This is a genomic window from Planomonospora algeriensis (assembly GCF_977012225.1).
The window spans coordinates 1-4,057 of the sequence record NZ_CDRNDK010000520.1 but is presented as its reverse complement, the minus strand read 5'-3'; the positions used below and the strand labels follow the sequence as shown (position 1 = coordinate 4,057).

Sequence of the window (4,057 nt, the reverse complement as noted above, 5' to 3'; positions counted from 1 at the left end):
GAGCCCGAGTCGGGGCCGGAGCCCGAGTCGGGGCTGCTGGGCCTAGCGCTCCGCGGCGGCGGTCAGGCCGCCGATCTCGGCGGCGAATTCCGGCCAGAGCGGGCGCGGCAGGTCGTGCCCCATGCCCGGGTAGGTGACCAGCCGGGCTCCGGGCACGGCGTCCGCCGTGGCGATCCCGCCGGACAGCGGCACCAGCTGGTCCTGCTCTCCGTGCAGGACCAGGGTCGGCACCGACAGCTCCTTGAGCAGCGGCGCGCGGTCGCCCGAGGCCGTGATCGCGGCGAGCTGCCGGGCCACCCCGGCGGGGTCGTAGGCCCGGTCGTAGCTCAGGCCCGCGAGCCGGGCGATCCGGTCGGCGTCGAAGGGGTAGCCCGGCGAGCCGATGACCTTCCAGGTCTCCAGGGCCCGCGCGATCGCGGTCTCCCGGTCGGGTGAGGGCGGCGACATCAGCGCCGCCATCGCCGCCTCGGTGGGCGGGGCGGCCTGCGGGCTCGGCGTGGACATGATCGAGGTCAGGCTGCGCACCCGGCCCGGGTGGCGGATGGCCATCGCCTGGGCGATCATCCCGCCCATGGAGACGCCGACCACGTGCGCCGACTCCAGGCCGAGCGCGTCGAGCAGGCCGGCGGCGTCGTCGGCCATGTCGCCGAGCAGGTACGGCGCGTCCGCACCGGGAACGGGGCCGAAGGAGGGCGTGCCCGCGTCGTGGAAGTGGGTGGACTCGCCCACGTCCCGGTTGTCGAACCGGATGACGTGGTGGCCTCCGTCCGCGAGCAGCGTGCAGAATCCCTCGTCCCAGTGGATCATCTGGGAGCCCAGCCCCATGACCAGGAGCAGCGGGCGGTCGTCGGGGGACCCGAAGGTGTCGTAGGCGATCTCGATGCCGTTCGCCGAGGCGCGCAGAGCCATGTCACTCCTGCCGTGCTTGTCCGTCGGAACAGAATGTCATTCTGGAAGCGTGACGACAAGAGCGGCGGGGTGAGCGGGACGGGGCTCAGTCCCACCAGAAGGACCAGGCGTTCCTGCCCATGATCTGCTCGGCGTAGTCGATCAGCGTCCCGGCGCCCTGCACGATGCTGTCCGGGCAGAACGTCCAGTGCTCGGCGGCCACGTGCAGGGCGTGCTCCCGCGTGGCCGGAGGGGCCGCGACGCTCAGGTCCAGGGTGTTGAAGCCCATGCCGACCACCCGCGCGCCGAACCGGTCCTCCCAGCTGCGCACCACGGCCGCCAGCGGGACCATCCACTCGTTGTGGTTCAGCGCCCCCTGCCAGCCCATGGCCGCCAGCGCGTCGGCCCCCCGGTCCACGGCCACCAGCCCCAGGGGGGTGCGGCGCTCGGCCACGAGCCCGGCGTACCAGTCGGCGACCACGTCGGGGTCCGCCATCGGCGTCCCCGGCCCGGCCGGGCCGGGGCACCGCGGGCCGAACGGGTCCAGGATCTCCAGCTGGCCGGGGTGGGCCTTCTCGATCCAGTCCGCCCATACCTCGGCCATGAACGCGGCCGTGTTGTAGTTGTCGATCTCGGCGGGGGCGTCCGGGGCGATCTGACCCGCCGTCCACGGCTGGACGGTGTCCTCCAGCAGCACCGGCCACAGGCCCGAGTGCGGGTGCTCGGCCCGCAGCCTGGTCCACAGCTCGGCGGAGACGGCCGTGTCGCTGAGCCAGAACGCCGGCTGGTGGTACGACGTCGTCAGCAGCGACGTGTAACCGGGGTCGGGCCAGACCAGGTCTCCGGTCGGCAGCTCGACCGCGAGGGTCCGACCCTCGCCGCCGTCGGCGAACAGCTGCCCCAGCAACGGCGGAAGCCGCTCACGCTCGCAGTCACCCATCTCAACCGTCCCGATCCCGACCACGCCCCAATTTTGCCCGCCGGTCGCCACCCGTACGGCGGAAGCCACCGATGCCCGGCCAGGGACAACTCGCCATAATTCCATCTACCGGCGGAGTGCCGCCCCGCGGAGGCGTCTTCCCCGGGTGCGGCGTTGCTAAAGTTGGCAATTGCCTGGAGCGCCGGGGCACGCGGGGGGCGATCCCGGTACGGTGACCGCTCCGGCGCCCGCCGGGACCGGGGTCCGGACGCCCTCGTGCGGACGTCCGCGACGGGCCGCGGGAGACGGCAGTGCCACGGGAGGGAGGGCGCCGCGGTGAGCGCACCGCTGTACCAGCTGAAGGCGGAGTTCTTCAAGACGCTCGGACACCCTTCGCGCATCCGGGTGCTGGAGCTGCTCAGCGAGCGGGAGCACTCCGTCGCGGAGATGCTCCCCGAGGTCGGCATAGAGCCGGCGCATCTGTCGCAGCAGCTGGCGGTGCTCCGGCGGGCGAATCTCGTCGCGTCCCGCAAGGAGGGCTCCACCGTCTACTACTCGCTGACCCATCCCGGCCTCGCCGACCTCCTCGCCGTGGCGCGGTCCATCCTCACCGGTGTGCTGTCCGGGCAGGCGGAGCTGCTGGAGGACCTGCGGGCCTCGGCTCGGAAGCGGGGGTGAGCAGGCCCCTGGCACGGGCGATGGCCGCCGGGGTGTCGGGGAAGACCAGTCCGTCGCGGCGCAGGTGCTCGGCGACGCCGAGCGCGGCCAGGACCTGGTCGTGGCCCGGCCGGATCCCCGACAGCAGCACGGTGATCCCGCGCCCCTCCAGGCGGGTGATCGCGTCGCCGAGGACCTGCGCGCCGGTGGCGTCGAGGGTCGAGACGCGGGACATCCGCAGGATCACCACCCGCACGTCGGAGATCTCCGACAGCTCCAGCAGGAAGCGGTGCGCGGCGGCGAAGAACAGGGGCCCGTCGAACCGGTAGGCGACGATGTGCTCCTCGAGCAGCCGCCGCTCCTCCTCCCCGTGGTCGCCGGTCTCCAGCGGCACCTGCTCCACCTGCGCGGTCCTGGCGATCGCGCGCAGCGCCAGGACGATCGCCACGCCGATGCCGACGGCGACGGCCGTCACCAGGTCGAGCGCGACCGTGACGGCGAACGTGAGCACCATGACGACCGCGTCACCGCGCGTCGCCCGGGCGATCGCACGCAGGGAGCCGACCTCCACCATCCGCACGGTCGTGGCCAGCAGCACCCCGGCGAGCGCCGCCAGCGGGATGCGCCCGACGAGCCCGGAGGCGGCCAGCACGATCACCGCCAGCACGATCGCGTGGCTGAGCGAGGCCAGGCGCGAGCGGGCGCCGGAGCGCACGTTGACCGCGGTCCTGGCGATCGCGGCGGTGGCCGGGACGCCGCCGAACAGCGGCGCGGCCAGGTTCGCGACGCCCTGGCCGAAGAGCTCCCGGTCGGGGTCGTGCCGCTCGTTGACGCTCATCGCGTCGGCGACCGAGGCGCACAGCAGGCTCTCCAGCGCGGCCAGCGCGGCCACGGCCAGCGCGGACGGGATCAGCGCGGTGATCGCGCCGAGGTCCAGGAATCCCAGGGAGGGGGCGGGCAGCGCGGCGGGCAGCGCCCCGATCCGGGCCGCGTCCAGCCCGGCGAGTTCGGCCACCAGCGTGGCCAGCACCACGCCGACCAGCGAGAACGGCACCCCGGGCCGCAGGCGGGCGCCGACCAGCATGAGCGCGGCCACGGCCAGGGCCATGAGCAGGGGGACGGGGTTCGGAGCCGCGGCGTACGCGGCGACGGCCTCGGCCGCCACCTGCCAGACCCGCTCGCCGTCGATTCCGGCCACCCCGAGCGCCGCGGGGACCTGCTGCAGCGCGATCACCACGGCGATCCCGGCGGTGAAGCCCTCGATGACCGAGGTGGGCATGAACTGGATGTAGCGGCCGACCCTCGCCACGGCGAGCCCGATGAGGATCACACCGGCCAGCAGCCCGACCGTCAGCACACCGCCCGCGCCGAACTGGTGCACGATCGGCACCAGCACCACGGTCATCGCCCCGGTGGGACCGGAGACCTGCAGGTTGCTCCCGCCGAAGACCGCCGCGAGCACCCCCGCCACGATGGCGGTCGCCAGCCCGGCCGAGGCGCCCAGGCCGGAGCTGACCCCGAAGGCCAGCGCGAGGGGCAGCGCCACGACCGCCACGGTCAGCCCGGCCAGCAGGTCCCGGCGCGGGTTCCGGC

Annotated in this window: 4 protein-coding genes; 1 reads left to right on the top strand and 3 read right to left on the bottom strand. The window is 74.0% G+C overall.

Going from position 1 to position 4,057, the window contains the following annotated elements; genetic code table 11:
• Positions 1–42 precede the first annotated feature (42 nt).
• Both ACWJ6R_RS31605 and ACWJ6R_RS31600 read right to left on the bottom strand, forming a co-directional pair.
• Positions 43–909 (bottom strand): alpha/beta fold hydrolase, encoded by an 867-nt coding sequence (locus ACWJ6R_RS31605; RefSeq protein ID WP_449065728.1) that lies wholly within the window; start codon positions 907–909, stop codon positions 43–45.
• An 85-nt stretch (positions 910–994) separates the two neighbouring features.
• Positions 995–1,828, bottom strand: a complete 834-nt coding sequence (locus ACWJ6R_RS31600) for a DUF4253 domain-containing protein (RefSeq protein ID WP_449065727.1) — start codon at positions 1,826–1,828, stop codon at positions 995–997.
• A 315-nt stretch (positions 1,829–2,143) separates the two neighbouring features.
• On the opposite strand from ACWJ6R_RS31600, the gene ACWJ6R_RS31595 reads away from it, so the two are divergent.
• Positions 2,144–2,485: an ArsR/SmtB family transcription factor gene (locus ACWJ6R_RS31595; RefSeq protein WP_449065726.1), complete on the top strand. Its 342-nt coding sequence runs from the start codon at positions 2,144–2,146 to the stop codon at positions 2,483–2,485.
• On the opposite strand, the gene ACWJ6R_RS31590 is transcribed toward ACWJ6R_RS31595, so the two are convergent.
• On the bottom strand, positions 2,415–4,057 hold a 1,643-nt coding region (locus tag ACWJ6R_RS31590; protein WP_449065725.1), incomplete at its 5' end, for a SulP family inorganic anion transporter. The genes ACWJ6R_RS31595 and ACWJ6R_RS31590 overlap by 71 nt on opposite strands.

Excerpts from the sequence above, each read along its gene's own strand:
- ACWJ6R_RS31605 (WP_449065728.1), bottom strand. The coding sequence starts at position 909 with ATGGCTCTGCGCGCCTCGGCGAACGGCATCGAGATCGCCTACGACACC.
- ACWJ6R_RS31600 (WP_449065727.1), bottom strand. The coding sequence starts at position 1,828 with ATGGGTGACTGCGAGCGTGAGCGGCTTCCGCCGTTGCTGGGGCAGCTG.